General features: G+C 67.0%; 28 protein-coding genes. 17 read left to right on the plus strand and 11 right to left on the minus strand.

Translation table 11 applies throughout. The features are described from left to right. Positions 1–248: 248 nt before the first annotated feature. A complete protein-coding gene (locus QJ043_RS07555) occupies positions 249–1,022 on the plus strand; it encodes a transposase (protein WP_283713051.1) in 774 nt (257 codons plus the stop codon). 26 nt (positions 1,023–1,048) lie between these two features. Here the strand turns inward: QJ043_RS07555 and QJ043_RS07560 are convergent, their stop codons facing one another. Beyond that, positions 1,049–2,473, minus strand: a complete 1,425-nt coding sequence (locus QJ043_RS07560; protein WP_283713052.1) for a DUF1593 domain-containing protein — start codon at positions 2,471–2,473, stop codon at positions 1,049–1,051. A gap of 204 nt (positions 2,474–2,677) precedes the next feature. On the opposite strand from QJ043_RS07560, the gene QJ043_RS07565 reads away from it, so the two are divergent. Together QJ043_RS07565 and QJ043_RS07570 are read left to right on the plus strand one after the other, a co-directional pair. Then, positions 2,678–4,015 carry a prolyl oligopeptidase family serine peptidase gene (locus tag QJ043_RS07565; RefSeq protein WP_283713053.1) on the plus strand — a complete coding sequence of 446 codons (1,338 nt, stop codon included), beginning with the start codon at positions 2,678–2,680 and terminating at the stop codon, positions 4,013–4,015. 61 nt (positions 4,016–4,076) lie between these two features. Beyond that, a complete protein-coding gene (locus QJ043_RS07570) occupies positions 4,077–6,782 on the plus strand; it encodes a hypothetical protein (protein WP_283713054.1) in 2,706 nt (901 codons plus the stop codon). A gap of 76 nt (positions 6,783–6,858) precedes the next feature. Here QJ043_RS07570 and QJ043_RS07575 read toward each other — a convergent pair whose 3' ends face one another. Further along, a complete protein-coding gene (locus tag QJ043_RS07575) occupies positions 6,859–7,431 on the minus strand; it encodes a hypothetical protein (RefSeq protein WP_283713055.1) in 573 nt (190 codons plus the stop codon). A 33-nt stretch (positions 7,432–7,464) separates the two neighbouring features. Next, a complete protein-coding gene (locus tag QJ043_RS07580; RefSeq protein ID WP_283713056.1) occupies positions 7,465–8,562 on the minus strand; it encodes a glycerol dehydrogenase in 1,098 nt (365 codons plus the stop codon). A gap of 278 nt (positions 8,563–8,840) precedes the next feature. Here QJ043_RS07580 and QJ043_RS07585 point away from each other — a divergent pair, with 278 nt between their 5' ends. Both QJ043_RS07585 and QJ043_RS07590 read left to right on the plus strand, forming a co-directional pair. Next, positions 8,841–10,235, plus strand: a complete 1,395-nt coding sequence (locus QJ043_RS07585) for a bifunctional folylpolyglutamate synthase/dihydrofolate synthase (protein ID WP_347177738.1) — start codon at positions 8,841–8,843, stop codon at positions 10,233–10,235. 295 nt (positions 10,236–10,530) lie between these two features. Next, positions 10,531–10,962 carry a zinc ribbon domain-containing protein gene (locus tag QJ043_RS07590; protein WP_283713057.1) on the plus strand — a complete coding sequence of 144 codons (432 nt, stop codon included), beginning with the start codon at positions 10,531–10,533 and terminating at the stop codon, positions 10,960–10,962. A gap of 109 nt (positions 10,963–11,071) precedes the next feature. Here QJ043_RS07590 and QJ043_RS07595 read toward each other — a convergent pair whose 3' ends face one another. Next, on the minus strand, positions 11,072–11,593 hold the full coding sequence (locus tag QJ043_RS07595; protein ID WP_283713058.1) for a hypothetical protein: 522 nt from the start codon (positions 11,591–11,593) through the stop codon (positions 11,072–11,074). A gap of 147 nt (positions 11,594–11,740) precedes the next feature. Between QJ043_RS07595 and QJ043_RS07600 the strand changes: the two genes are divergently transcribed. From QJ043_RS07600 to QJ043_RS07610, 3 genes are all read left to right on the plus strand, one after another. Continuing rightward, positions 11,741–12,322 carry a 5-formyltetrahydrofolate cyclo-ligase gene (locus QJ043_RS07600; RefSeq protein ID WP_283713059.1) on the plus strand — a complete coding sequence of 194 codons (582 nt, stop codon included), beginning with the start codon at positions 11,741–11,743 and terminating at the stop codon, positions 12,320–12,322. Between the two features lie 251 nt (positions 12,323–12,573). Then, complete coding sequence (locus tag QJ043_RS07605) at positions 12,574–13,395, plus strand: MBL fold metallo-hydrolase (RefSeq protein ID WP_283713060.1); 822 nt, start codon at positions 12,574–12,576, stop codon at positions 13,393–13,395. Further along, positions 13,358–14,170: a sulfite exporter TauE/SafE family protein gene (locus QJ043_RS07610; protein WP_283713061.1), complete on the plus strand. Its 813-nt coding sequence runs from the start codon at positions 13,358–13,360 to the stop codon at positions 14,168–14,170. The genes QJ043_RS07605 and QJ043_RS07610 overlap by 38 nt, the downstream gene beginning before the upstream one ends. A gap of 236 nt (positions 14,171–14,406) precedes the next feature. On the opposite strand, the gene QJ043_RS07615 is transcribed toward QJ043_RS07610, so the two are convergent. The 3 genes from QJ043_RS07615 to QJ043_RS07625 form a co-directional block, all read right to left on the minus strand. Next, on the minus strand, positions 14,407–14,739 hold the full coding sequence (locus QJ043_RS07615) for an ArsR/SmtB family transcription factor (protein WP_283722789.1): 333 nt from the start codon (positions 14,737–14,739) through the stop codon (positions 14,407–14,409). Between the two features lie 109 nt (positions 14,740–14,848). Continuing rightward, the gene (locus QJ043_RS07620; RefSeq protein WP_283713064.1) at positions 14,849–15,130 is read right to left on the minus strand and encodes a hypothetical protein; all 282 of its coding nucleotides are present in this window, start codon (positions 15,128–15,130) and stop codon (positions 14,849–14,851) included. 112 nt (positions 15,131–15,242) lie between these two features. After that, positions 15,243–15,428, minus strand: a complete 186-nt coding sequence (locus tag QJ043_RS07625) for a hypothetical protein (RefSeq protein ID WP_283713065.1) — start codon at positions 15,426–15,428, stop codon at positions 15,243–15,245. 134 nt (positions 15,429–15,562) lie between these two features. Between QJ043_RS07625 and QJ043_RS07630 the strand changes: the two genes are divergently transcribed. Continuing rightward, entirely contained in the window at positions 15,563–15,820 is a 258-nt protein-coding gene (locus QJ043_RS07630; RefSeq protein ID WP_283722790.1) for a hypothetical protein, read from the plus strand. Next, positions 15,804–16,091 (plus strand): DUF4160 domain-containing protein, encoded by a 288-nt coding sequence (locus tag QJ043_RS07635; RefSeq protein ID WP_283713067.1) that lies wholly within the window; start codon positions 15,804–15,806, stop codon positions 16,089–16,091. The genes QJ043_RS07630 and QJ043_RS07635 overlap by 17 nt, the downstream gene beginning before the upstream one ends. A 95-nt stretch (positions 16,092–16,186) precedes the next feature. Here QJ043_RS07635 and QJ043_RS07640 read toward each other — a convergent pair whose 3' ends face one another. Together QJ043_RS07640 and QJ043_RS07645 are read right to left on the minus strand one after the other, a co-directional pair. After that, entirely contained in the window at positions 16,187–16,408 is a 222-nt protein-coding gene (locus QJ043_RS07640) for a helix-turn-helix domain-containing protein (protein ID WP_283713068.1), read from the minus strand. 2 nt (positions 16,409–16,410) lie between these two features. After that, positions 16,411–16,965, minus strand: a complete 555-nt coding sequence (locus QJ043_RS07645; protein WP_283713069.1) for a DUF2975 domain-containing protein — start codon at positions 16,963–16,965, stop codon at positions 16,411–16,413. Positions 16,966–17,249: 284 nt separating this feature from the next. On the opposite strand from QJ043_RS07645, the gene QJ043_RS07650 reads away from it, so the two are divergent. The 3 genes from QJ043_RS07650 (at position 17,250) to QJ043_RS07660 (ending at position 21,049) form a co-directional block, all read left to right on the plus strand. Continuing rightward, a complete protein-coding gene (locus QJ043_RS07650) occupies positions 17,250–19,088 on the plus strand; it encodes an oleate hydratase (RefSeq protein ID WP_283713070.1) in 1,839 nt (612 codons plus the stop codon). Between the two features lie 95 nt (positions 19,089–19,183). Further along, positions 19,184–20,221, plus strand: a complete 1,038-nt coding sequence (locus QJ043_RS07655; protein ID WP_283713071.1) for an LLM class flavin-dependent oxidoreductase — start codon at positions 19,184–19,186, stop codon at positions 20,219–20,221. Positions 20,222–20,269: 48 nt separating this feature from the next. Beyond that, positions 20,270–21,049, plus strand: a complete 780-nt coding sequence (locus QJ043_RS07660; RefSeq protein ID WP_283713072.1) for an EFR1 family ferrodoxin — start codon at positions 20,270–20,272, stop codon at positions 21,047–21,049. Positions 21,050–21,051: 2 nt separating this feature from the next. Here the strand turns inward: QJ043_RS07660 and QJ043_RS07665 are convergent, their stop codons facing one another. Further along, positions 21,052–21,333: a hypothetical protein gene (locus QJ043_RS07665; protein WP_283713073.1), complete on the minus strand. Its 282-nt coding sequence runs from the start codon at positions 21,331–21,333 to the stop codon at positions 21,052–21,054. Beyond that, on the minus strand, positions 21,330–21,542 hold the full coding sequence (locus QJ043_RS07670; protein ID WP_283713074.1) for a helix-turn-helix domain-containing protein: 213 nt from the start codon (positions 21,540–21,542) through the stop codon (positions 21,330–21,332). Before QJ043_RS07670 ends, QJ043_RS07665 begins: the two co-directional genes overlap by 4 nt. A gap of 117 nt (positions 21,543–21,659) precedes the next feature. Between QJ043_RS07670 and QJ043_RS07675 the strand changes: the two genes are divergently transcribed. The 4 genes from QJ043_RS07675 (at position 21,660) to QJ043_RS07690 (ending at position 25,834) form a co-directional block, all read left to right on the plus strand. Continuing rightward, positions 21,660–22,781 (plus strand): aldo/keto reductase, encoded by a 1,122-nt coding sequence (locus QJ043_RS07675; RefSeq protein ID WP_283713075.1) that lies wholly within the window; start codon positions 21,660–21,662, stop codon positions 22,779–22,781. Then, positions 22,778–23,209 (plus strand): DUF1893 domain-containing protein, encoded by a 432-nt coding sequence (locus QJ043_RS07680; RefSeq protein ID WP_283713076.1) that lies wholly within the window; start codon positions 22,778–22,780, stop codon positions 23,207–23,209. Before QJ043_RS07675 ends, QJ043_RS07680 begins: the two co-directional genes overlap by 4 nt. Before the next feature lie 236 nt (positions 23,210–23,445). Next, the gene (locus QJ043_RS07685) at positions 23,446–25,119 is read left to right on the plus strand and encodes a formate--tetrahydrofolate ligase (RefSeq protein WP_283713077.1); all 1,674 of its coding nucleotides are present in this window, start codon (positions 23,446–23,448) and stop codon (positions 25,117–25,119) included. Between the two features lie 82 nt (positions 25,120–25,201). Continuing rightward, positions 25,202–25,834, plus strand: coding sequence for a cyclodeaminase/cyclohydrolase family protein (locus tag QJ043_RS07690; protein WP_283713079.1), 633 nt, complete (start codon positions 25,202–25,204; stop codon positions 25,832–25,834). Position 25,835 lies beyond the last annotated feature (1 nt).

Consider the following 25,835-nt stretch of genomic DNA (forward strand, 5'->3'; position numbering starts at 1 on the left):
GGTCAGAGCATTTTGTCACGCCGCTTCATCTTTGATGTTGATAACTCCCGGGCTCTGTAGATTCAAGATTGCATCTAACAAAACCTGTCAGTCCGCAGGTAGGATAGGCAATCTCTGACCTGTTTCAGCAGCTTGTATGCATCGGTATCGATGGGTATATCGCGGGACTGTAGGGTGGGCAACCGGGGCCCTTTTCTTTGAGTCCCTCATTTCCTAGGGTCATGCCTCTCCAAGGAGAGGAGGGCACCATGCCACGAGGGCCGCGACCGCGGAGCGAGGCTGGCCTGTATCACGTGAGCACGCGCGGGACGGGCCGCCACAGCATCTTCGAGGACGACGAGGACAGGGCCTGCCTCAAGCGGCTTCTCGCGCGGGGCTGTGACACCCACGATGTCTCGGTGCTGGTGTGGTGCTTCATGGAGAACCACGTCCACGCGCTGCTCGAGTCGCCCGCAGAGCCGCCGTCGGACTTTATGCGGGACGTCTTTTCGCACTATGCGGGGGAGTACAACCGTCGCCACGACCATGTGGGGCATGACTTTCAGGGGCGGTTCCATGGCAGCCCGGTTGACGACGAGCGGCACCTTCAAGCCGTCGTCCCCTATATCCATCTCAATCCGGCACACGGTGACTTTGATCGTGCGCGGAGCTTTGCCTGGAGCAGCTACCAAGAGGTTCTAAACGGAGGAGGTCTGGCCGATGTCGAGTGGGTTCTGGGCTTGTACGGATCGGTGGAGGCGTTCGAGGACGCTCACCGGGTCGCCTTTGCTCGGCAGGAGGCCATCGTGCTCGCGCACGCGGGGAGGCATTTGACCGATGAGGAGGCGCGCGTCGTGTACGATCAGGTCCTCCTCGGCATGGGTATTGATGGGGAGCTCGGGGCAGTTGAGAAAGGGCTCCGCAATCGTGCGATCGGAGCCCTTCGGGCGGTTTGCTTGTCGGTTCGCCAGATCGAGCGTTTCTCTGGGCTGGGCCGTGGAATCATTCAGCGGGTGCCAGCAGAACCATCAATACTTGTATGACGTGACAAAATGCTCTGACCCCTTTGTCACGCCACGGTCAGGATGACGCGGGCGTAGGTCGTCATGTAGCCGTTCTCATGCGAGACGTCGTCGCTCACGCGGCAGACCAGGTGCACCGTTTGGCCGGCCGCCGCATCGCCGGGCACCGTCACCACGCAGGCGTTCCCGTCCTGCTCCACGGCCACGCTCCGCCCGAGCGTTCCCGCCTCCGGGTAATCGAACCACCGCACCGAGAGCGTGTCACCGTCCGGGTCGCTCGGCAGCGCGGTCAGCCGCACCGCCTCGCCCGGCTCCACGGTCAGGTCGAGCCCCTCGGCCACGTCCACGCTCGGCCGATGGTTGCACTGCCCGTAGTCGCCGCACGTCGCCCAGTCGCAGCGGCCGGCGAACTCCTGCATCCAGTCGCCCATCCAGCGGCTGAACTGGTACGCCGTCGGTTTCACAGCGCCCGACCCCGCCTCGTCGGCGGCGTTGCGCCAGTAGGCCGCATCGGGATTGAACTCGTTCTCCGGGTCGGGCATGAACCGGCCGCCCCAGCCGCCCCACGTGGGGTCCTCCAGCGAGCGCAGGCCCACGTCGATCAGGTGCATGAAGCTCGCCGAGTCGCCCTCGCTGATCATGTCGTACCGCTCGTGCGGCACCTTGCCCCACCAGGCGCCGCCGATCAGCTCGGGGTTCGACCCGAACTGTGAGCGGTCCTCCTCGCCCGGGTACACCTTGCCGTCGCCCCAGGTGTTGTAGCGGGCCATCAAGGGACCCTTGTCCAACAGGTTGGGCTTGAGCCAGTCGCCGGACATCAACGGCAGCGAGTCCGGCGGGTTGAGCTCGTCGTTGAACCAGAACCCAAGGCCCGCAAGCTCCGTGCAGTGCAGCAGCGGCAGGTCCGGCCACGCCTGGCTGATGTACTCCCGGTAGGTCTCGTCCTGGGTCACGATCATGAAGATCCGCGCCTGCCGGCACACGCGCCGATAGACCTCGTCCCACTCGGGCGCGCCCTTGAAGTCCTCCTCGATGGAGCGGAGCGCCGCGGCGATGGTGGACGTGCCGCCGCCCGCGAGCAGCCACACCGGGCGCGGGTTCTCGGCGAGAATGGCGGCCCTGACGAGCTCGGACCCTTCGGTGTCCTCCGAGTAGTCGTTCAGCACCTTGACGTTGCCGGTCTTTGTGACGGCGCGCAGCTCGTCAGTGCTGGGGTACGCCGGGTCGTGGGCGCGCAGATTGGGGAGGATCTTCTCGTAGGCGTCCAGGTCCTCGAACATCCAGTCGCCGCCGGCCCAGCGTTTGGGCTCGATGCCGGCATCCGGGTCGCCCGCGTAGTGAAAGACCGAGCTGCTGAGCACGATTCCCTCGATGTCGATGTCGTTGGCGTACATCAACAAATGCTTTAACGAGTTCATGTCGTCGCACTCGGCGTCGTTGGTGAAAATCGCGCGGGCCTTCTGTCGTTCCATGGGCGGGCTCCTTTGTCGGCGGCTGGTCTTGCACGGTGTGCCTCCATTGTGAAACCGCAGCTCACATCCAGACAGGGCTCGATGGTTTAGTAAATGCGACGCTGCGGTTGAGCGGTGCCCCGTGTCCTTAAGCTGTGCTCAAGGACACCGCAGCGGCAGGCTCGACTCATTGAGTTTGCCTTCAACGTGAGAAAGCGAGGCCCCATGGCGCGCTATTGGACCTACACCCGGTGCGAGGACCCGGGCCCCTTTGTCGGCAAGCTGATCCTGGAGCTGCCGGACCCCGTGCGCGCGGAGGACGTGCGGCCGGAGCAGTTCTCGGTCTACGTGGAGCGCCGCGACCCGGCCACCGGCGGCGTCGTGACCGCCAAGGCCCATCACGGCGACCCGGACGAGACGGCCAGGCCGAGCCGCGGCTACGTGCGCGTCCTTGATGCCTGCGCCTGCGACCCGTCGGGGCGCGCGGTTCTCGGCGAGGGCCGGTTCGTCTGCCTGACGTTGCCCGAGGAGCGCCTCACGAAGCGCATCGACGGCGACGTCCTGCACGGGCACCTGCGTGCGAGCGACTTCACGGTCACGCAGGTGGCGGCGATCCCAGCGGTCGAGTCGGGCGGCGCGCCGCAGGTTGGGCTCGTGTGGGGCGACTGCGCCGGCGACGTGTGCCCCGCGCTCGCCGGTTGGGACCTCGGGCTCGCCGGCACTTTCGACGGCATCGAGATGGGCTACGGGCTCTTCACGCCGGACTTCGACGCCGTGAACGAGCGCCGTGCCAATCCCGGCTTTGGCAACCTCTACGTGGAGCCGCTGCCACCGCTCGAGAAGGTGCCGCTGCTGCTGTGGCTCCACGGCGCCGGCGAGGGCGGGGGAGAGGTCTATCGCACCGTGACCGGCAACCTGGTGACGGCGCTCTCCGGCCGGAACATCCAGGACAAGCTGGGCGGCGCCGCGTACGTGCTCGCGCCGAGCTGTCCCACGTTCTGGATGGACTCCGGCGACGGCGGCATCGACGACGACAACCAGAGCATCTACTCCGCCGCGCTGAAGGAGCTGGTGGACGCCGTGGTGGAGGCCCATCCGGCCATCGACCCCACGCGCATCTATGTGGGAGGCCTTTCCAACGGCGGCTTCATGACAGTGCGCCTCATGGCGGACTACCCGGGCTTTTGGGCGGCCGCCGTGCCGGTGTGCGCCCCGTGGCGCGGGACGGACGCGACGGACGAGGAGTTCGCGGCGATCGCGCGGACGCCCCAGTGGTGGGTGCAGGTGGACGACGACACGCTCGTCAAGGTGGACGACCACATCAAGACCACCTGGCCCAGGCTCATGGCCGAGAACCCGGACGACGCGCACCTCACCTACTACGACCACTTCGAGGACGAGACGGGCCGCTACCACGACGTTGAGGGGCGGCCGACCCGGTACAACGGGCACTTCATCTGGGTGAACGTGTACCACGACACCGTGCGCACGGAGCTGGACGGCACGAACGTCCTGTGGGACGGCTTCCCGGTGACGCTGTGGCAGTGGGTCGGCAGGCACTAGCGATGGGTAATCGCCAATGAGTCACCGCCCGTCGGGTCTTGACTCATGGACGGGAGCAAACATGGGTGCACTGGAGCAGGTGCTGGCCAACGACGCTGGCGGCCACGTGCTGCCGTTCATGTGGGTCCACGGCGAGAGCCACGGGCGCTACGCCGAGGTGATGGCCGCCATCCGCGCCTGCGGTATCGACCAGCTCTGCGTGGAGGCCAGGCCCCATGAGGACTTCAACGGCCCCGGTTGGTTCGACGACCTCGGCTTCATCCTCGACGAGGCCGAGCGCCTGGGCATGGGGGTGTGGCTCTTGGACGACAGCCATTTCCCCACCGGCTGGGCCAACGGCGAGGTGCAGCGCAACCATCCCGAGCTGCGCAAGCGCTTCCTGCGGCTGGAGCAGCGCGACGCGGCGGGCCCCATTGCGGGCGCCGAGCTGATCCTGCGCTACCTGCTCGCCGATCCCGACGACGAGGTGCTCGCGGTGCTGGCGCAGCGGCGCCGCGAGGACGGCGACCTCGAGCCGGGCATCACCATCGACCTCACGCCCACGCTGCACGTCCGCGATGACGGGCTCACGGGCGCACCTGCGATGTTCGGCGCGCCCACCCCGCCGGTCACTGCGGTGGGCCTGGACGTGCCCGCAGGCCAGTGGCTCATCAACGTCCTCTATACCAGCCACGCGGGCGGCGAGAAGGAGACCGAGGGCTATCTCAGCCCCATCGACCCTGCGGCCACGCGCGTGCTCATCGACACGGTCTACCAACCGATGTGGGAGCACTTCTCCGAGTACTTTGGCACCACGTTCAAGGGGTTCTTCTCGGACGAGCCACGCTTCGGCAACATCCATGGTGCGGAGAACGCGTCCATCGGCCGCAACCCGCAGATGCCCCTGCCGTGGCGGCGCGACCTGCTCGACCTGCTCGCCGAACGCACGGGCACCGACCCGGGACAGCTCATGCCGTTGCTGCCGTTGCTCTTTGTGGACCCGGCGGCCGATGCGACGCTCCTCTTCCGGGGCGTGTCGCACCCGGCTGTCGAGGTCGCGTCGATGCTCCGCTGTGCGTACATGGACCTCGTGAGCGACCTCTATGCCGAGTGCTTCGACGGCGAGCTCTGCCGCTGGTGCCAGGAGCGCGGGATCGAGAAGATCGGCCACACCATCGAGGACAACAACGCCGTCGCGCGCCTGGGCTACGGGTGCGGGCACTTCTTCCGGTCGATGCGGCACTCGTCGATGGCGGGCGTCGACGTGGTGATGCAGCAGTTGATGCCGGGCTACGATGACGGGCTCTACCACAGCTTCCACAAGCCAGGTTGGGACATGGGGTTCTTCACGCACGTGCTGGCCCGGCTCGGCGGGTCGCTCGCGCATGTCGACCCGGCCAAGGGTGGACGGGCGATGGCCGAGGTGTTTGGGGCCTACGGCTGGAACGAGGGCAACCGCCTGGCGCTGTGGCTCGTGAACCACCTGCTCGCGCGGGGTGTGAACCACTTCGTGCCGCACGCGTTCGACTGTGCGGACTTCCCGGACGCCGACTGCCCGCCGCACCTCTGGGCGGGTGGGGCGAACCCGCAGTACCCGGAGTTCGAGCGGCTCATGGGGTACACGCAGCGCCTCTCGACGCTGCTCTCGGGCGGCGAGTGCGCGCCGCTCGTGGGTGTCTGGTTCAACGCGGAGAGCGAATGGTACGGCGCCTACCGTCCGCTCCAGGACGTCGCACGGCCGCTGGCGCGCGCCGGGGTGGAGCACGATTTCGTGCCGACGGACTGGCTCGCGCGGGGCGTGGTGGTCGAGAGGGACGGTCGTGCGCTCTGGCGCTGCGGCGCGCAGGACTACACCGCGCTCGTGGTGCCAGGGGGAGAGGCGGTGCCGCGGGCGGTCCTTGCGGCGGCGTCCGAGGCGTCCGAGGCCGGTGTCCCCGTGTTCTTTGTCGGCGCGATGCCGGAGCGCCTGTGCGAGGGTGGCGCGGCCGGCGCTGTGACGGAGCTGTTGGCGAGCAGCCCTGCCGTGCGCGTGGTCTCGACGGACGAGCTGGCGCAGACGGTGGTGGGTCTCGGCCTGCGCGAGCTGGATCGCGACTCCGAGCAGCCATGGCTGCGCTGTTACCACTACGTGCGGGACGGCCGCCACGAGTACCTGCTGGTGAACGAGCATCCGGCGAACCGCGTGCGGTGCTCGTTGGCGGGCGCGGCGGAGGGCGACCGCTATGAGTACGACCCGTGGGAGAACCGGCTGTTCGCGGCGCCGGACGCCTTTGAGCTGGATCTTCCACCGTACGGATCGAAGCTCGTGGTCGTGAGCGACGGCCCGCTGGATGCCGAGCCGCAGCGGGCGCCGTTCGTGGCGAGCGGCACTCGAAGGCTGGGTCGCTGCGAGGTTGGTTTCTCCGAGGATGGCGGCCGCTCGTGGTCGCGGCCTGTGGAGCTGGACGAGCCGGCCTACGCGAGCGCTCTGCCGGGTCGCGGGTCCTTTGCCGGCCGCGTGCGGTACGTGTTCCGATTCGAGGTGGGGGAGCCGGACGCCCGGCGGCGCGCGATCCTCGGCCTGGAAGGCGTGCAAGAGGCGGCAACGGTCGCGGTGAACGGCGTGGACTGCGGCTGCCGGCTGTGCCCGGACTACGAGTTCGAGGTCACGGAGGCGCTGAAGGCGGGGGAGAACGTGGCCGAGGTGGTGCTCAACACGACACTCGGCCGGGCCATGGGGGATTTCTGCGGCTCCTTCATGCCGACGGCGCCCGCAGGCCTCACGGGCTGCTGGCTCGCGATGGAATAATCAGAAGCGAAACCACGTGACAAAATGCTCTGACCCCAATGTCACCGTGACAATGGGGTCAGAGCATTTTGTCACGTCACAGCACGAAACCGATGATCGCGCTTGCCACTCCCACGGCCACGAGCGGGACCGCCCCGTCGATGAACGACGGCCACGGCGCCAGCTTGTAATAGAGCAGGTAGCACACAAAGCAACACACCCACACGGCCGCCACCATGACCAGCAATCCGGCCGCCGTGGCGCCGCTCACGACTCCGCAGCCCCACGCCACGTCGAGCAGACACAGCGCGTAGCCCAGCCAGCCCACAAAGAGCAGCAGTTCGGTGGTAATCGGCCGGTGCCACAGGCGCGTGCTGATGGCGGCAAGCGCCACGTACAGGGCGACGCACTCGGCCCAGATGGCCCACGTGGGCACGCCGCGTGCCATCAGCGGCTCCAGCTCGGCCACTGTGCCCATGCCGCGCGCGATTCCCACAACGCCCAGGACCGCTGCGATTACCAGGCACCCCGCGCCGAACCACCACAGAGCCCCGGTCGGTTTTGCCGCGCCCGGCAGGAAGAACAGGATCCACCACACCAGGTAGAAGGCCGAGCAGCCCAGGAGCCACCAGCCGCCGGTCGTTGTGATGACAGGGGTCAAGAGGCTCATGGGCTGCTCCTCAGGTCGGGTCCGTTCTCGGGGTTACTCCTCCCCGAGGAAGGCCTTGCCCAACGCGTCGGCCTGGAACATCGCGTACGCCAGCTGCTCGGGCGTGCAATCGCCGGCGAGGTTGTGGATGGACTCGCCCTCCACGCAGGCCTTCTCGGCGGCGACCTTCACGCGGGCCGGGTCGGTGACGCCGATGGCCTCGAGCGTCAACGGCAGCCCCACGGAGTCCATGAAGCTCATGACCTCGGCGATCTCGGCCTCGGGGGCGTTCTCGAGCACCAGCTGCACGATGGTGCCAAACGCCACGATGTTGCCGTGCGGCACCCGCTCGCACTCCTCGAGTGCGGTCGTGCCGTTGTACACGGAGTGCGCCACGCAGAGGCCGGCATTGTCGGCGCCCACGCCGGACAGATAGATGTTGGCCTCGACGACGGCCTCGAAGGCCGGCACCAGCAGATGCTGCTCGCAGGCGGTGAGGGCCTGGAAGCCGCTCTCGAAGAGCGTGTCGCGGCAGAGCGTGCAGAGGGCCATCGCGCTCTTCGTGACGCCGGTGTTCTCCAGCGACGGGCTCTTCGTGCGCTCGCAGGCGCGGGCCTCGTAGTAGGTGCCGAGCGCGTCGCCCATCCCCGCCACGAGGAAGCGCGTGGGCGCGTTCGCGATGATGCGGCTGTCCACGATCACGACGTCCGGGTTCTTGGGATAAAACAGATACTCGGCAAAGGTGCCGTCGTCGTGGTAGATGACCGAGAGGCCGGTGCACGGCGCGTCCGTGGCCGCGACGGTGGGGACGATGACGACGGGCTTGTTCTCGTAGTACGCCGTGGCCTTGGCGGTGTCGATGGCGGACCCACCGCCCACGCCGACGACGACCTGGATGTCGTCGGCCTTCACGATGTCGCGCATCGCGGCGATCTGCCCCTCGGAGCTGATGCCCGAGAACACCTCGAAGCGCCCGTAGGCGTCCGTGCCCTCGAAGCTCTTCTCGACCTTGGGCTGCACGGTCTTCTTCCCGGAGTTGCTGCAGACAAAGAGGAAGCGCGAGCCGTAGTTCTTGACCAGCTCGTAGAATTCCAAGAGGGAGTCGGGGTCCTGGACGTACATCGACGGTGCGCGCATGGCCTTCAGTTTCATCGGGCGGTCCTTTCTATCGCGCGCGGACAGTACCGATGAACCGTTATATCCCTTAGTTCTCGATAGTTGCCCTCACTCCCCAAATTCGACGTGGACGCTTCGGTCAAAGCCATTTGTCCACGCTCCAGCCCGCGACAGCGTGGACAAACGGCTCTCTCCCAAGCGTCCAGGTGTGGACAAACGGCTCTCTCCGAAGCGTCCAGGCTCGAGGTTGAGGGGCTTCGGCGAGGCCGGCTGTGACAGACTGGACGGGCATTCGACGAACCGAGGAGCCTGCCGTGGACCTGCCGTACACCGTTCCCTTCGAGACACCCGCCTGGACCTTCGATGACGCCCTGGCGGCCCTTCGCGCCACCCGGCGCCTCGGCATCTGTCCGATGCTCGAGACCGTGGTGGACATGCTCGACGAGCTCGACCGGCCGGACGCGCGCTTCCGCATCGTCCAGATCGCCGGCACCAACGGCAAGACGTCCACCTCGCGCTACACCGCGGCGATCCTCTCGGGAGAGGGGCTCGAGACGGCTCTCTACACGTCGCCGGAGCTGGTCTCGTACACAGAGCGCATGGAGGTGGGCGGGCGACCGGTGTCCGGGCGGGCCTTTGCCCGTGGCGTCGCTGCGGCCGTGGCGGCGGGGGAGCGCGTGAACGCCCGGCGCGTCGCGGCCGGCGAGCGACCCTATGACGTCACGGAGTTCGACCTGCTCACCGTGGCCGCGTGCGTCGTCTTTGCCGAGGAGGGCGTGGATGCGGCAGTGCTCGAGGTGGGCATGGGCGGGCGCTGGGACGCCACGACGGCCACGCGCCCGGAGCTCACCTGTGTCACGGGCATCGGTCTCGACCACACGGCGATTCTCGGCGACACCCATGCGGCCATCGCGGCCGAGAAGGCCGCCGTCGTCAAGCGCGGCCAGCGCGCGTGCGTGTTGGGGCCGGGCGCATTCGAGCGCGCCGACGTGCGGCGCGTCTTGCTCGATCGCTGCGACGAGCAGGACGTGCCCGTCGTGGCAGTCCTGCCGAGCACCCGAGGGCTCTTTGGAACTGAGCGTCTCGCCGCCACCGCGACCTATTGCTGGGAACGCGACGACGGGTCGCTGGTCCTGAGCGTCGACGGCCCCGAGGAGCTGCACCCGGCCCTCAGGGCTCACAAGCCCAGCTACCAGGCGCGGAACATCGCGACGGCGGTCGCCGTGGCCGAGACGTTCTTGGGTCGGCCCCTGGATCTCGATGCCCTTCGCCGCTCGGTGGCCGCCTGTCCCACGCCCGGCCGGTACGACGTGCTCTGCGCCGAGCCGCTCCATCTGATCGACGCGAGCCACAACCCACAGTCCGTCGGCGTGTTCCTCTCGAGCCTGCGCGAGCAGATGCCGGACCCGGCGGCGCGCCCGACGCTGGTCTGCGCGGTTCTCGCCGACAAGGACGTGGACGGCATCGTCGGGCTGCTGGCGCCCGAGTTCCCGCAGGTCGTGGCCACGCAGACGACGAGTCCGCGCGCCTTGCTCGCCGAAGACCTCGCCGAGAGGTTCCGTGCGGCCGGCGCGACGGTGGCGGCCGTGTGTCCGACGGTGGCCGAGGTGTCGGCGGCCTTCTCGGATGCGCCGTACGTGGCCTGTGGCTCCATCACGCTGGCGGGGGAGTTGGCTGCCATCGAGCGCCCGGGCGTGCAGAACGGCTAGGGGGGCTGGCTCAGATTGCGCTTCTCGATGCACCCTCACAATGCGCTTTTGGTTTCCTGAATGCCTGAAAACTGCCATCTGGGGATCCAAACTGCAGTTTTGACCCCCGCGAGCGCTCAGAATCGCAATCTCAGTCAGAAGCGCATTCTGAATGCGGGCCCCTGCCCCCGCCTTCACACCTGCGCGCATCCTATAGAGATGGCGGGGCGCTCGCACCCCTTTGCTACAATCCCCCCTGTATGCGGCTGAATCGCAGCGCGAACAAACCCCACGCCGACCCTTGAGGAGCCTGACCGTGCAGGACCTTCTAGAACAAATCCTGACGCCCGAAGTCAAAATGGTGCTCTACCTGATGCTCGCGTGCGTTGTGATGCTCTACCTGCTGTCCATCGTCTACGTGATCCGCGACGCGCAACGCCGCGGCGCCGAGCCGTGGTGGCTCTGGGGCATCATCTCCGTGATCCCCGTGGTGGGTCTGCTCGCCTATGTGATTCTGCGGCCGTCCAGCTATCTGGTGGACCGCGAGGAGCAGGACCTCGACATCGCGCTCCGCGAGCACCAGCTGTCCCACTACGGCATCTGCCCCAAGTGCGGCACGCCGATCGACCGCGACTTCATCGTCTGCCCCATCTGCAACACGCAGGTGCGCAACGTGTGCCCCACCTGCCACCGCCCGCTCAACGCGGACTGGAAGGTGTGCCCGTACTGCCGCACGCGCATCCAGTAACGACCCACCGTCAACCAACAGGGCGCCCCGCGCAGGCGCTGCTCCTGATGTGACGAGAACGAGGGGCCACGCACATCGCCTCGCAGGCGAGGGGTGCGTGGCCCCTTTCCTATTCGATGGCCACCGAGTCGAAGACCGCCCACACGTCCGGCGGCATGGCCGCGTCCTCGGGGGCGCCCTTCTCGGTGGCCATGAACACAACGCCTGCGGTCTCGCCGTCCGTGGACGCGACGCCGAGCACCCAGGTCTTGCCCGCGCTGCTCGTTTGCTCGCTGTACACCCACGCGCAGCCGTCCGCGGTCCAGCTGGCGTCGCACCAGTCTGCGAACTCGTCCGGCAGCTGATTGCTCGGCTCGCACACGGCGGCCGTGAGCGTGACGGTGTCGCTGAGGTCCCATTGCACGAGGTCGACCGCTGTGAACTCCGGCCAGCTGGGGTCGATGCGGAAGCGCGCGTTGCCGAGGTCCGCGATGCCTGTGAGCGTGGGCGCGTCGGCCGGGGTCTCGACCTGCTGCGTGAAGCTGCTGGCGCTCGCCGCGTCGCCGGTTGTTCGCGGCACGGGCCCTTCTGCGCACCCGAGCAGCGCGCACGACAAGGCAACAATGGCCGCCAGGGCAACGGGCTTCTTCACGGTTCTCCTTCCGGAGCCAGGTCGCCCGTGATTGTTCCCCGGCCGTCCTCCCGCGAGCCCGACGGTCGCTGGACCCTTCGGCGTACGCTACGAGCGACCCCGCTCGTGCTTGCTACGCTGCGGGCGGCCGACGCGTGAGGAGGCCCCGTGGGCAACCCGGACATCGATGCACGGAAGAAGGAGCTGCGCCGCCGGCTCAAGGTGCTCCGGCATGACCTGGGCGCCGAGAAGCGCGCCGTCGCTGACGGCGCCATAGCCAACAAGGTCGCGGCGCTGGATGTCTGGCGCGACGCGCCGGTGGTGCTCGTGTACCTGTCCGTGGGCGACGAGGTGGACACGCGCGTGCTGATCGCGCGGGCCTGGGAGCGGGGCAAGCGCGTTGCGGTTCCGCGCGTGACGGGGCCGCGGCAGATGGAGTGGCGCGTCATCGAGGACTTCGAGGCCTTGGAGCGCACGAGGATGGGCGTGGTGCAGCCACTGCCGGACGCATGCCCACGGATTGATGGGGCGTGCGTGGACGAGAAGGCCGTCGCGCTGGTGCCCGGCCTTGCGTTCGACCGCGCTGGATACCGCATTGGCTATGGCGGCGGGTTCTTTGACGCGTTCCTCGGCCGGTTCGTTGGCACATCGGTTGGGCTCTGCCGCAGCGTGGCGCTGGTGGACGACCTGGGCGAGCTGGGTGTGCTGGACGTGTGCGACGTCGCAGCGGACCTGGTGATCAGTGGCTAACGCGTGTGCATTTGGGGATAGTCCCCAAATGCACACGCGAGCCCCATGCTGTCCCTGTGGCTGTCTTCTCGGAACCGTGGCTCTGGCTGGCGCTGGGCCCGGCGTCGCTCGTGGTGCCCATCGACAAGCTGTCCATCGTGGGCGGCACGCTGCTGATGCTCGTGTGACGCGGCTCGGTAAAGAAACGCGAGACGGATACGGCCCAAAGCCAGGGGGATAGACCTTTCACTGTCGATGGAGAGGAGTCGACCATGGCTTCCGTTCGCGTGATTCAGACCGGCGGCGTGCTGGTCTCGCCGGCCGTGCCGGATCGCGGTAGCCGCAGCAACCCGCTGGCCTACACGGGGCTCTTCCAGAGCCGGAAGAACCGCATCGAGGTGCCGGTCAAGTGCTTCCTGGTGAGCAACGCCGGGCACCTGACGCTGGTGGATGCAGGCTGGTCCGCGAGGGATGCCCACGATGCCGTGAAGCACATGGGTTTCCCGTTGTGGTTCTCGTCTGAGCCGGTGCTGGCCGAGAAGGACGCGGCGGATCGTCAGCTGGAGGCGCTGGGTATCAAGCCGCAAGACCTTGACGCCATCGTGATGACGCACCTGGATTGCGACCATGCGGCAGGGCTTGACGCGTTCACCGAGGTCATACGCGTGCTTGTGGCGCCGCAGGAGCTGGAGGCGGCGGCCGCGCCGCTCGACCCGCGCTACAACCCCGGTCTCTGGGACGGCATTCAGTTCGAGACTGTTCAGTGGGTCTTTGACGACAAGGCGCCGTTTCGGCAGTCGGCCGACCTGTACGGCGATGGGTCGCTCGTCGCGTACTGTGTGCCCGGCCACTCCAAGGGCTCGCTGGTTCTTATCGCGACCGATGCCGCGACGGGCGACTTCGTCGTCTTCACTGGCGACACCGGCTACGAGCAGAAGAGCTGGGACGAGCTGATGCTGCCCGGCGTGCAGACGGACGCCAGGGCGCTGCGCGAGGGGCTCGCGTGGATCCAGAGCCTGCGCACCGACCCCCACTGTGTCGGGACGTTCGCCGCCCATGACCCGGCGGTCAAGCCGGGCGTCTACGAGTTCTAGCCGTGGACGTCTCGCTGACTTTCTTGTCTCGGTGCTGGCCGGCCTCGGCGCGGGGATCGGCGTGGGGTGCGGCGGCATGAGCTCGGCCGTCGTTGTGACGCCCGTGCTCGTGACGTTCCTGCACCTGGACGCGTTCCGGGCCATTGGCGTGGCGTTGTGCGCGGACGTGCTCGCGAGTCTGGCCTCGGCCGTCGTCTACGGCAAGAACGGCAACCTGCACCCCAGGAAGGCGCTGCTGCTGATGGCGTCCGTCATCGTGTTCACGATCGTCGGCACGCTCATCAGCCGCGTGGTGACCGACCGGTCCATGGGTGGCCTGTCCGTGGTCATCACGTTGCTCACAGGCCTCAAGCTGCTCGTGCGGCCGGTCACGGACGGGCGGCCGCGGCCGGGTCTCACCGAGAAGCGCCGGGTTGTCGAGTCTATCATGTGCGGCGCGGGCGTGGGGCTGGTCTGCGGGTTTGTCGGCGCCGGCGGCGGCATGATGATGCTCTTGGTGCTTGTGACGTTCCTCGGCTACGCGATGAAAGAGGCCGTTGGCACGAGCGTCTTCATCATGACGTTCACGACGGCCGTAGGAGCGATTGCGCACTTCACAGAGTTCGGCGTGCCGAGCTTGTGGGTGCTGATTCCCTGCGTTCTCGCGACGCTGGTGAGCGCGCACGGGACGTCGACGCTGGCCAATCGCGCCAAGCCGAAGACCCTGAGCCGCGCAACGGGTGCTCTCGCGGTGACGCTGGCGATGGCGGTTTTCATCTTCGATGCGGTGAAGTGACACCGTAGGCACCTGTTTCACCACCCAAGCCCGTCCGTGAGGAGCGCTTTCGGGTCCATCTGGGACAGGTTGGGGGGTAACTCTCGCTGCCACCACCACCCAGCCCTCTTCGAGAGGTCTGCAGAGAAGCATCCGCGGTGGGGTTGGGGGGCGGTGGCACTCGATCCTGCCACCCAAACCGGCTCGGAGAGCCTCCGAATCGCGTGCCCGGAGAAGGTTTGGGTGGTATGGCGCGGTCAATATGTGGCTGATGGCTCCACGCACACCCGCACGGCCTGCTCGGCGTCCGCCGAGAGACGCGCCATGAGCCGCCACACCTGGAGGTCCGGCTCCACGTGGTAGTAGTTGCGCGTGCCCACGCGGTAGACGCCCACCAGGCGCGCGTCCTTCAGGATTCGCAGGTGGTGGGACGCAGCCGGCCGAGACAGCCCCACCGCCTCAGCTAGCTCGCCCACGCGCAGGCCGCCGTAGTTTCGCAACAGCTCCAGCAGCATAAGCTGGCGCGTCTCGTCGCCCAGTGCCACGAACAGCGGCCTCGCGGTCGCGAAGTCGTCGGCCAGCGACTCCATGTCTTGAGCCAGCTGTCTCTCGGCAGGGGAGCGGGGACGGATCGGCTCTTCCTCAACACGCATCGCCAACTCCAATGGTTCGTTCTTTTGAACCAATGGTACCCGTGCGCTACATCCCAAACATCTTGTCGGCGGTCACGTTCACGTACCGGCCGTCCGCTTCCATCTTTGAACGCGTCGCGTCGGTCACGGGGCGCTTGGTGAACAGGTAGAGGCCAACGACCTCGTGCCCCTTAATGAGGCGGCTCCGGCGCTCCAGGTCTCGCAGGGCCTGCGTCTCGTCAAACTCGTTGCGCCACTTGCACTTGCCGATAATGGCTTGGCTCGTGAACGAGTCGCCCACCACGACATCGATGTCGCACAGCTCGCGTGCCTGCGGGTCGGCGTGCAAACGGGGACAGTCCCTAAATGCACATCGGCGGCCGGGTCCTGCAGGCTCACGTGCCGCTCCACCATCATGCGGTCCAGGCGCAGCACGATGCGGCCGTTCTGCTCGGTCATGGTCACACCAGCCCTTCCACATCGTCCTGCAGCCGGTGCCCGTAGGCGAACATGGTCGAGAGCCAAAGCACCACGAGGCCCAGGAGCAGGCCCATCTGGCTCCAGGAGGTCTCGACGGCGCCCCCAGAGACGCCGAAGACCACCCACGTCGCCACGAGCCCCCACAGGGAGATGCTCACGCAGTGCATTTGGAGACGACCCCTAAATGCACAAAGGAGCGGTGGGACGTGAAACGCGAGGCCGTCTCATCGTCCTGCAGAAGGCGCCCCTATACTGAACGTGTGGGACTCGCGAGAAGGGCCTTCCAATGATGCATCCGTTCATGACCTATGCTGACGGGTCCGAGCTGATTCGATCGGACCTCAAAGAGGGCGGCCGCGTTCTGGTTCGCATCGAGTCTCCTAATGCCGATGACTTCTTCCACTCGGTCGATGCATGGCTCCCTGACTACCTCTTTGAGAACGTCAACGGCTTTTCCGACCAAGACCTTGATGAGTGGAACGCGGAGCTTCACAGATTGGCGCCGGCAATCCTTGGGCTCGCGATGGAAGAGGCGGGCCTTTATGCCGAAGCTGTTTGAGATTCTCGGCTGGACGGTCTTCTTCTGGTCCAACGAGGGCGACCCTATCGAGCCGGTTCATGTTCATGTGGGCAAGAGGCCGTCGCCGGATGCCACAAAGGTCTGGGTCACCTCGGAGGGCGCGGCGCTTCTTTGCTCCAATGGCTCTCGTGTCCCCAGTAAGGACCTGCGCGTCATTCTGCAGGTGCTGGGTGCGAAATCGGACGAGATCGTCGAGCGCTGGTGCTCGTATTTCGACGTGGCTCCGGGAGAGGAACGCTACTACTGCTGAGGGCGTTGGTCTGAGTCAGCCGCACGATGTATGTGCATTTGGGGACTGTCCCTAAATGCACGCGCGTGCAAACGGGGACTGTCCCTAAATGCACATCAATCGTCGATGTACTCGAGCAGGTCGCCCGGCTGGCAGTCCAGCGCCTCGCAGATGGCCGCCAGCGTCGAGAGCCTCAGGGCCGACACGCGGTTGTTCTTGATCTTCGACAGGTTGGCCTGCGTGATCCCCACCTGGGCCGCCAGGTCCTGCAGGCTCACGTGCCGCTCCACCATCATGCGGTCCAGGCGCAGCACGATGCGGCCGTTCTGCTCGGTCATGGTCACACCAGCCCTTCCACATCGTCCTGCAGCCGGTGCCCGTAGGCGAACATGGTCGAGAGCCAAAGCACCACGAGGCCCAGGAGCAGGCCCATCTGGCTCCAGGAGGTCTCGACGGCGCCCCCAGAGACGCCGAAGATCACCCACGTGGCCACGAGCCCCCACAGGGAGATGCTCACGCAGAACAGGCCGATCTCGCGCACCATGCGCACGTTGTCCGGCGTGAACGGCGTGTTGGTCTCGCTGAACTCGGGCTGTGCGGCCAGCGAGCGCGAGATGAGCGTGATGTTGCGGGCCACCATGGCGGAGAGGCCGAGCGCCACGACGCCGTAGCCCAAGATCGTGCGGAAAGCGGCAAGGCTGCGGTCGACGTGCTCGACCGAGACGCCCATCATCTCGATGGAGCCGCCCTCGATTCCACCCACAAAGAGGCTGTCGGCGACCTCGGGCACCACGAACGTCCAGATCAGCGCGCACGCGACCAGGGCGGTCCCCACCCAGAGGAGGATTTGGACGACCATGGCGATGATTGAGACGGGCTTGGAGTAGTTCTTCATGGCGATGCCTTTCTCGGGCAGGGGAGGGTTCTGCGGCGCCACCACCGTTATACGGGACAGAGATATCGTCTGTCAACTAGAACTTATCGCAAAACGATAAGAACGCATCGCAGCACGAGAATCGAAGAACTCCTAGCAAGCCGCCGGCCCGCATCATGGTTGCCGTTGTTGCCCATTCACGGCCTCTCAATAGTTGACGTTTGGCAACTATGGGTCGTGGGCACACTGTCCTCTGAGAGCAACGGCCGGCAATGTGCCGGCGCGATCGGCAAAGGAGGGCGTCCATGTATTACGGAGCAGGCACCTATGAGGCGTACGCCAGGCCTGCGGGGCATGCGGCCACAGAGGGTCGGCAGGCCTATCTGGTGGGCACGGGGCTCGCATCGCTTGCGACGGCTGTGTTCCTCATCCGCGACGCGGAGTTCGACCCCCAGAGCGTGCACTTCCTTGAGCGCGACCCGCGCGCCGGCGGTGCCTTGGACGGCTGGGACTATCCCTTTGGCTTCACGATGCGCGGCGGCCGCGAGATGGACAACCACTTCGAGTGCATGTGGGACCTGTTCCGCTCCATCCCGTCCATCGAGGACCCCGACCTCTCGGTGCTCGATTACTACTACCGGCTCAACAAGCGCGACCCCAACTACTCGATGTGCCGTGCGACCGTCGGCCGCGGCCAGGACGCGCACACCGACGGCAAGTTCAACCTCTCCGACAAGGGCGCGATGGAGGTGCTGCAGCTCTTCTTGGCCCGCGACGAGGAACTCTTCGACAAGCGCATCGACGAGGTCTTCGACGACGAGGTCTTCACCAGCGACTTCTGGCTCTACTGGCGCACGATGTTCGCGTTCGAGAACTGGCACTCGGCGCTCGAGATGAAGCGCTACATCCAGCGCTTCGTGCATCACATCGGCGGCCTGCCGGACTTCTCGGCGCTGCGGTTCACTCGCTACAACCAGTACGAGTCGATGGTGCTCCCGCTGCAGAACTGGCTCACCGAGCAGGGCGCGCAGTTCCATTTCGACACCCAGGTGGACAACGTGCTCTTCAACGTGCGGCACCTGGAGCCGGGCGCGTCCACGGACGAGCAGCCCGAGAAGGTGGCCGAGTCCATCGAGGTGTCGCACGCGGACGGCACTCATGAGTCCATCAAGCTGTCGCCGGACGACCTCGTCTTCATCACGAACGGCTCCTGCGTGGCCTGCTCCACGTTCGGGCGACAGGACCAGCCGGCGCCCTGGGACCCCACCATCAAGGAGGGGGACTGCTGGAGCCTGTGGCGCAACATCGCGGCCCAGGCGCCGGACGGCTCGTTTGGACGCCCCGATGTCTTCTGCGGCGACCCGGCCCAGTCCAACTGGATGAGCGCAACGGTCACGACGAGCGACCCGGACATCCTCGCGGCCATCGAGCACATCTGCCGGCGCGACCCGCTCTCTGGGGGCGTGGTGACGGGCGGCATCGTGACCGCCAAGGACTCGAAGTGGCTGCTGTCCTGGACGGTGAACCGCCAGCCGCAGTTCCGTGACCAGCCTGCGGGGTCGTGCTGCGTGTGGGTCTACAGCCTCTTCTGCGACACGCCGGGCGACTATGTGAAAAAGCCCATGCGCGACTGCACCGGCCGCGAGATCTGCGAGGAGTGGCTCTGGCACCTCGGCGTGCCGGAGGGCCAGATTGGCGAGCTGGCTGACAAATGCGACACGGTCCCCTGCATGATGCCGTACATCACGTCGTTCTTCATGCCGCGCAACAACACGGACCGTCCCAAGGTGGTGCCGGACCACGCCCGGAACTTCGCGTTCATCGGGCAGTTCGCCGAGACGCCCCGCGACACCATCTTCACAACGGAGTACTCGATCCGCACCGGCATGGAGGCGGTGTACACGCTGCTGGACGTGGACCGCGCGGTGCCGGAGGTGTGGGGCTCGGTGTACGACGTGCGTGACCTGCTCAACGCGACGTATCGCCTGCGGGACGACCAGCCGGTGACCACGATGCCGATGCCGGCGGTCGCCCGTCTCGTGCTGAAGGGCCTCATCGACAAGGCGGACAAGACCGACGTTGGCCTCTTGCTCCAGGCCTACGGCGTGGTGCCGGGCGGCGAGCTTCACCCCCAGATCATGTAGCCGCGCGCCGATGTGCATTTGGGGACAGTCCCCAAATGCACATCGGCGCGCGGTTGGGCACAATCCCTCCCATTGCCACAAGAAGGGATGCCCGCATGAAGCTCTCCGTCCTCAACCTGGTGCCGCTCCGCGCGGAGTGCTGGTTCGGCGACGCGCTCTCCTCGATGGTGCGGCTCGCCCAGGGTGTCGAGGCGCTGGGCTACGGGCGCTACTGGGTCGCCGAGCACCACAACACCAGGAAGTTCGCCAGCTCGGCGACGGCGCTGCTCGTCCAGGACGTGCTCTCCAAGACCAGCACCATCCGGGTGGGCGCCGGCGGCATCATGCTGCCCGACCATGCGCCGTGCCTGGTGGCCGAGGACTTCGGCACGCTTGCGGCGCTGTATCCGGGTCGCGTTGACCTGGGCGTCGGACGCGCGCCGGGCACCGATCCGCGGACCGCCCACGCCATCCGGGGCGGTCGCGACGCGTGCGACAAGTTCCCGCAGGACGTTCAAGAGCTCCTCGGCTATTTCGCTGGCACCGAGCCGGTGCACGCGTACCCGGCCGAGAACCGCGACGTGCCGGTGTGCGTCCTCGGCGCCTCGACCCTCTCGGCACATCTCGCCGCGACGTTGGGCCTGCCGTTCGCCTTCGCCGCGCACATCGCGCCGCAGCAGATGGTCTCGGCGTCCGTGGTCTACCACGCGGAGTTCCGGCCGAGCGGGCGGCTGTCCGCTCCCTACCTGATCCTCAGCATGAACGGCATCGTGGCCGAGACGGACGCCGAGGCCGAGCGCCTCTCCACCACGCAGGTCATGAGCTGCATCGATGCCATGCGCGGCGAGCAGTGGCCGCTGCAACCGCCGATGGGGACCCCGGAGACCGTGTTAGAGCGTGCGGTGCCACCCGAAGGAGCGCCCTCCCACGGTTCTTCGGCATCGGTCAATCGCGATGCGCTCCTCAACCAGTACCGCCAGGCGCTGAAACCCTTGATGGCCGAGTCGCTCATCGGCAGCCCCGACACCGTGCGCGAGCAGTGCCGGGCGTTGCGCCGGCGCGTGGAGTTCGACGAGCTGATGGTGAGCACGCTGGTCTACGACGAGGCGGCCCAGCTGGAGAGCTATCGCCTCCTGATGGAAACCCTCGGCTGACGGCGTGACAAAGGGGTCAGAGCATTTTGTCACGTCATTGGAGGTCTGATGATTCTGTTCTTCACCGCCACCGGCAACGACCAGTACGTGGCCGAAGCCATCGCCGAGCGCTGCGGCGAGAACGAGCAGGCGCTGTCCATCACGGAGCTCCTCTGGAGCGAGCGCCGCGAACTGTCGCTGCAGCCCTTCGAGCGCTTCGGCCTCGTGACGCCCACCTACTTCTGGGGGCTGCCGGCACCCGTGGTCACGTTTCTCGAGGGCCTTGCGCTCGACATCTCTCAGGACCCCGACCCGTACACCTTCGTCGTTGCCACCTACGGCACGACCACCGGCGGCCTCGGCGCCCAGACCAACGCCCTGTTCCAACGTCTCGGTGCGCCGCTCAAGGCGCGCTTCTCGGTCAAGATGCCGGACACGTGGACGCCCATCTTTAATCTGTCTGACAAGACCGCCGTGGCCGAGAAGGTGCGCCGCGGCGACGAGCAGGCGCACAAGGTCGCGCATGCCATTGCCGCGCACGTCACTGGTAACCACATGGGCCTCTCCGTGCCCTGGGCCATCGCCCAACATGCCTACGCCCGGTACGCCCCAGCTCGCCAGTGCTATCACCTCGCGGTCAACGACGCTTGCATCGGCTGCGGCCTCTGCGCCCGGCAGTGTCCGGTGCGGGCCATCCAAATGCGGGACAACCGGCCGGCCTGGGTCAAGGATCGATGCGCGATGTGCCTCGGCTGTTTGCACCGCTGCCCGGTCAACGCGATTACCTACAACCATGCGACCCAGGGCCGCGGCCAGTATGTGCATCCAGGCGTGAAGCTGCCAAAGTGACGTCAGGCGTCCACGGCTTCCAGCACGTCCATACGCGCCGTCATGTCTTCGTCCAGCCGGTCGCCCCAATGGGCGACCCCCGTGTCCCCGCAGCGAGCTTGCAGCTCATGCAACGCCCGCCGCGCCTGCCTCGGCAGTTCGCGGGCCATCTTGGCAACCGTCTTTCGCGGCAGCCCGACGGCGTCCGCCACGAGCAGAATGTCTCTGGGCGTCTCGCCGTCGATGGAGCCGAGAAGGACCAGCCCGTAGGGTGTGACGCGATGGACCTTCAGTGCCTTGCTCACGACCGCTCCTTTGCTGTGAGGTCGATTCCGAGCATGGCGGCCACATGCAGTGCTTTGCCCAGCTCTGCGGTGGCCTTGCCGCGCTCGAGCTCGCTGAGATAGGTCACGCTCACCCCGCAGAGCTCGCACAGCTCCGCCTGTGTCATGCCCTGGCGTTTCCGAGCCCGACGGATGGCAGCTCCAAAGTCCTCAGGCGTGCGGATGGGCATGGAACCTCCCGAATTCGTGCGCCCGCACCAGCGAGCCGCCACCCGTCGGGCACCGGCTCATTGACCTCTCTCGCAGTTTCAGGGACCATTGGGTGCAGTCAACGCCCGGAGGTGCCCATGAACCCTGACAAGAAGCTCGCCTTTGGCCTCATGCGCCTGCCGCAGACCGACCCGAGCGACCCCACGTCCATCGACGACGCCCAGGTCTGCGCGATGGTGGACCGCTTCCTCGGCGCCGGCTTCACGTACTTCGACACCGCCGCGCCCTATCACGGCGGCGCGAGCGAGGAGGCGTTCCGGCGGTGCGTGGTGGAGCGCCACCCGCGCGACGCCTACACCGTCACCGACAAGCTGAGCCTCTGGATGGTCGAGAGGCCCGAGGACCTGCGGCCATTCTTCGACGCGCAACTGGAGCGGCTGGGCGTCGACTACGTGGACTACTACCTGCTCCACGCCATGGACGCGGCGCGGCTCGAGAGGGCCGAGGAGTTGGGCGCGTTCGATGTGCTCGCCCAGCTCAAGGCGGACGGGCTCGTGCGCCACGTGGGCTTCTCGTTCCACGACACGGCGGACGTGCTCGAACGCATCCTCGAGCGGCATCCCGAGATGGAGTACGTGCAACTGCAGCTCAACTACGCGGACTGGGAGGACGCGGAGGTGCAGTCCCGCGCCTGTCACGAGGTCTGCGAGAGGCACAGCAAGCCGGTGCTCGTGATGGAGCCCGTCAAGGGCGGGCAGCTCGCGAACCTGCCGCCGGACCTGGAGGAGCGTCTGCGCGCGATGGGCCCCGAGCGGTCCGTCGCCAGCTGGGCGATCCGTTTCGCAGCGTCGCAGCCGCAGGTGGCGATGGTGCTCTCGGGCATGAGCGACGAGGCCCAGGCGGCCGACAACCTGGCCACGATGCGGGACTTCCAGCCTCTCACCGCCGAGGAGCAGGTGGAGTTGCTCGACATCGCCGAGGAGATCCGCTCCCGCGCGTCCATCCCGTGCACGGCCTGTCGCTATTGCGTGGACGGGTGCCCCCAGAAGATTCGCATCCCGGACTACTTCAAGCTCGTGAACCGGGTCGCGATGTTCGGCGAGGGGAGCCTGCCCAAGGCCCGCCGCGATTACGCGGCCCAGGCGCAGTCCGCGGGCAAGGCCAGCGACTGCGTCCACTGTCTCCAGTGCGAGGAGCACTGCCCGCAGCACTTGCCGATCACGGAGCTGCTGGAACAGGTGGCGGAGGTGTTGGAATGACGGACCTCGAACGCGCGGTCGCCCTGCTCCATGAGGGCGACCATTCCGTGGTGCTCGTGCGCGGCGACGATGTGTTGGTGAGCGATGACCGCGGCGTTGCACCGCTCGTGAGGTGGGTCGATTCTGGCGACGACCTCTCGGGCTTCTCTGCGGCGGACCGCGTGGTGGGGCGTGCGGCCGCGCTGTTGTACGTGCTGCTCGGCGTGGAGGCCGTGTGTGGTGACGTGATGGCCCGTGGGGCGGTGGACGTGCTCAGCGCCCACGGCATCACGGCGAGCCATGGCACCCTGGCCGAGCAGATCGTCAACCGCGCGGGCACCGGTCCGTGCCCGATGGAGGCGGCGACGGCTGGCATCGATGAACCGAGCGAGGCGCTTCGGGCCATCAAGGCCAAGCAGGCCGAGCTGAGGGCACACGCGCGAGCGTGACGGCGCACGCGGGGCTTGATCAGGTTGCAAGAGTGATGTTTCCGGTCTCGATCTCCGTTCGCCTGCCGGAGACTGCGCTCGGCGCCGGCGGCGTCCTTCTCGTAGCATGCGAACGGACGGCGCCCACAGGGAGGCGGCGCGGTCCTGGGCGCCTCGGGGACTTTGTGTGAACGCGCCCCTCCCATACCATCGACAGTGGAGAATCCTAGCGAGCAGCTGGAGCAGAGGAGAAGAACATGGCCGAGTACAAGTCGGATATTCAGATCGCGCAAGAGGCCGAGATCAGGCCCATCAAAGAGGTGGCGGAGACGCTCGGCCTCGACGACGAGCAGCTGATCCCCTACGGCCACTACATGGCCAAAGTGGACGTCACGAAGATCCAGGACCTGCCCGAGAAGGCCAAGCTCATCCTCGTGACCGCCATCAACCCCACGCCGGCGGGCGAGGGCAAGACCACCACCTCGGTGGGCCTCGCCGACGGCCTCAACCGCATCGGCAAGAAGACGGTGCTCGCCCTTCGCGAGCCGTCCCTCGGTCCCGTGTTCGGCGTCAAGGGCGGCGCGGCCGGCGGCGGCTACGCGCAGGTCATCCCGATGGAGAACATCAACCTGCACTTCACCGGAGACTTCCACGCGATCGGCGCCGCCAACAACCTCCTCGCCGCCATGCTCGACAACCACATCAAGCAGGGCAACGAGCTCAACATCGACCCGCGGCGCATCACCTGGAAGCGCGTCGTCGACATGAACGACCGCCAGCTCCGCTCCGTCGTCGACGGCCTCGGCGGCGTGGCCAACGGCATGCCGCGCCAGGACGGCTTCGACATCACCGTGGCCTCCGAGATCATGGCCGTCTTCTGCCTCGCCACCTCCATCGAGGACCTCAAGCAGCGCCTCGGCCGGATCGTCGTCGGCTACACCTACGACCGCGAGCCCGTGACCGCCCACGACCTCAAGGCCGAAGGCGCGATGACCGCCCTGCTCAAGGACGCCATCAGCCCCAACCTGGTCCAGACCCTCGAGCACAACCCCGCCTTTGTGCACGGCGGGCCGTTCGCGAACATCGCCCACGGCTGCAACTCCGTGAGCGCCACCAAGGCCGCCCTGAAGCTCGGTGACTATGTGGTGACGGAGGCCGGCTTCGGCGCCGACCTCGGTGCGGAGAAGTTCTGCGACATCAAGTGCCGCCTTGCCGGTCTTGAGCCGGACGCCTGCGTGATCGTCGCCACGGTCCGCGCCCTCAAGCACCATGGCGGCGTGGCCAAGGCGGACCTCAACGAGGAGAACCTCGCGGCGCTCGAGGCCGGCCTGCCCAACCTGCTCCAGCACGTGGACAACATGAAGAACGTCTACGGGCTGCCTGTCGTGGTCGCCATCAACGCGTTCCCCACCGACACCAAGGCGGAGCTCGACCTTGTCGAGCAGAAGTGCAAGGAGCTTGGTGTCAACGTGGCCCTCTCCGAAGTCTGGGCCCGGGGCGGCGAGGGCGGCGAGGCGCTGGCTCGCGAGGTGGTGCGCCTCTGCGAGGAGCCGCACGAGTTCCACTTCTCCTACGAGACCGACGGCACGCTCGAGGAAGAGATCGAGGCCATCGCCAAGCGCATCTACCACGCCGATGGCGTCGACTTCACCCCGGCCGCCAAGCGCGACATCAAACAGCTCACCGAGCAGGGCTTCGACCACATGCCGGTCTGCATGGCCAAGACGCAGTACTCCTTCTCGGACGACCAGAGCCTGCTGGGCGCCCCGAGGGACTTCCGCGTCACCGTGCGCAACGTCAAGGTGTCCGCCGGCGCCGGTTTCGTGGTGGCGCTCACCGGCGACATCATGACGATGCCCGGGCTGCCCAAGCGCCCGGCCGCCGAGAAGATCGACGTGGACGCCGAGGGTAAGATCTCCGGCCTGTTCTAATTATCAAACCAGCAACGTGAATTTAGGGACTGTCCCTAAATTCACGTTGTACTTCTGATGTCATAGATGAGGAGTGAGAGCCATGGCGGACAGCCTGGTGGGACGTTCCTGCGCGGACTTTGCGGACGCGCTCGCGGCCAAGCTGCCGGTGCCCGGAGGCGGCGGCGCCGCGGCCCTGGTGGGCGCTCTGGCTGCCGCGCTCTGTTCCATGGCGGGCGAGTTCACCGTCGGCAAGCCTCGCTACGCCGATGTGGACCAGGACGTGCGCAACGTGCTGGCGCAGGCCGCCGACCATCGTGCGCGCCTGCTCGCGCTGGTGGAGCAGGACGCGGCCGGGTTCGAGCCGCTGGCGGCGGCGTGGTCCATCCCGCGCGACGACCCCTCGCGGCGCGTCGCCGTGGAGCAGGCCACGCGCGATGCCTGCGACGCACCGCTCGCGATTATGCGAGAGACGGCGCAGGTGATCTGCCTTTTGGAGGAAATGCGCGCCAAGGGCACGCGCCTGATGCAGGCGGACGTGGGGTGCGGGGCGCTTCTCGCCGAGGCCGCCCTGCGCTCGGCTGCCGTGAGCGTGTTGGTCAACACGCGTTCCTATCGCGAGCGTCAGTGGGCTCGCGACGCCGAGGCCGAGGCCAACGGCCTGCTGGGCGCGTATCTGGCGCGCGCCGAGGCCGTGGGCTGCTCGGTGGAGGCGGACCTGCGAAAGGGGGCCTAGT

It is taken from the genome of Kribbibacterium absianum (genome assembly GCF_030067705.1).
GTDB lineage: Bacteria > Actinomycetota > Coriobacteriia > Coriobacteriales > Atopobiaceae > Kribbibacterium > Kribbibacterium absianum.

Bases quoted from the DNA above. Each gene is read 5' to 3' on its own strand.
- QJ043_RS07555 (WP_283713051.1), top strand. From the start codon at position 249: ATGCCACGAGGGCCGCGACCGCGGAGCGAGGCTGGCCTGTATCACGTG.
- QJ043_RS07560 (WP_283713052.1), bottom strand. From the start codon at position 2,473: ATGGAACGACAGAAGGCCCGCGCGATTTTCACCAACGACGCCGAGTGC.
- QJ043_RS07565 (WP_283713053.1), top strand. From the start codon at position 2,678: ATGGCGCGCTATTGGACCTACACCCGGTGCGAGGACCCGGGCCCCTTT.
- QJ043_RS07570 (WP_283713054.1), top strand. From the start codon at position 4,077: ATGGGTGCACTGGAGCAGGTGCTGGCCAACGACGCTGGCGGCCACGTG.
- QJ043_RS07575 (WP_283713055.1), bottom strand. From the start codon at position 7,431: ATGAGCCTCTTGACCCCTGTCATCACAACGACCGGCGGCTGGTGGCTC.
- QJ043_RS07580 (WP_283713056.1), bottom strand. From the start codon at position 8,562: ATGAAACTGAAGGCCATGCGCGCACCGTCGATGTACGTCCAGGACCCC.
- QJ043_RS07605 (WP_283713060.1), top strand. From the start codon at position 12,574: ATGGCTTCCGTTCGCGTGATTCAGACCGGCGGCGTGCTGGTCTCGCCG.
- QJ043_RS07610 (WP_283713061.1), top strand. From the start codon at position 13,358: ATGACCCGGCGGTCAAGCCGGGCGTCTACGAGTTCTAGCCGTGGACGT.
- QJ043_RS07615 (WP_283722789.1), bottom strand. From the start codon at position 14,739: ATGGAGTCGCTGGCCGACGACTTCGCGACCGCGAGGCCGCTGTTCGTG.
- QJ043_RS07625 (WP_283713065.1), bottom strand. From the start codon at position 15,428: ATGCACTGCGTGAGCATCTCCCTGTGGGGGCTCGTGGCGACGTGGGTG.
- QJ043_RS07630 (WP_283722790.1), top strand. From the start codon at position 15,563: ATGACCTATGCTGACGGGTCCGAGCTGATTCGATCGGACCTCAAAGAG.
- QJ043_RS07635 (WP_283713067.1), top strand. From the start codon at position 15,804: ATGCCGAAGCTGTTTGAGATTCTCGGCTGGACGGTCTTCTTCTGGTCC.
- QJ043_RS07640 (WP_283713068.1), bottom strand. From the start codon at position 16,408: ATGACCGAGCAGAACGGCCGCATCGTGCTGCGCCTGGACCGCATGATG.
- QJ043_RS07645 (WP_283713069.1), bottom strand. From the start codon at position 16,965: ATGAAGAACTACTCCAAGCCCGTCTCAATCATCGCCATGGTCGTCCAA.
- QJ043_RS07650 (WP_283713070.1), top strand. From the start codon at position 17,250: ATGTATTACGGAGCAGGCACCTATGAGGCGTACGCCAGGCCTGCGGGG.
- QJ043_RS07655 (WP_283713071.1), top strand. From the start codon at position 19,184: ATGAAGCTCTCCGTCCTCAACCTGGTGCCGCTCCGCGCGGAGTGCTGG.
- QJ043_RS07660 (WP_283713072.1), top strand. From the start codon at position 20,270: ATGATTCTGTTCTTCACCGCCACCGGCAACGACCAGTACGTGGCCGAA.
- QJ043_RS07670 (WP_283713074.1), bottom strand. From the start codon at position 21,542: ATGCCCATCCGCACGCCTGAGGACTTTGGAGCTGCCATCCGTCGGGCT.
- QJ043_RS07675 (WP_283713075.1), top strand. From the start codon at position 21,660: ATGAACCCTGACAAGAAGCTCGCCTTTGGCCTCATGCGCCTGCCGCAG.
- QJ043_RS07680 (WP_283713076.1), top strand. From the start codon at position 22,778: ATGACGGACCTCGAACGCGCGGTCGCCCTGCTCCATGAGGGCGACCAT.
- QJ043_RS07685 (WP_283713077.1), top strand. From the start codon at position 23,446: ATGGCCGAGTACAAGTCGGATATTCAGATCGCGCAAGAGGCCGAGATC.
- QJ043_RS07690 (WP_283713079.1), top strand. From the start codon at position 25,202: ATGGCGGACAGCCTGGTGGGACGTTCCTGCGCGGACTTTGCGGACGCG.